We start from the raw sequence: 269 nt of genomic DNA on the forward strand, positions 1-269 counted from the left end.
GCTGGCCGAGGGATTGATTTTCAATTCACCTTATACGAGCTCGAATACCGCAATGTATGGGCAGAATGGCGCGTTAATTGCCGACAATGCCGGAAACCCGGTGTGGTTTAACGCATTGAATAGCGTAAGCCTGATGAATTTTGATTTTCGCGTCCAGCAATACTTTGGCATGCCGGTTTTGACTTTCTGGCAAGGCACCGTTGCTACGCCGCCCGCCTACACCAACTTGCCGTCCGGCGCAGCAGAGCCAGGAGCATGTTATTACATCG

Annotated in this window: 1 pseudogene; it reads left to right on the plus strand. The window is 51.7% G+C overall.

Annotated elements, in window-relative coordinates:
- Positions 1–269: pseudogene (locus SB751_RS30965) on the plus strand (hypothetical protein); the annotation flags it as partial.

Origin of the sequence: Cupriavidus sp. SIMBA_020, assembly GCF_046535395.1 — a bacterium.
GTDB lineage: Bacteria > Pseudomonadota > Gammaproteobacteria > Burkholderiales > Burkholderiaceae > Cupriavidus > Cupriavidus campinensis.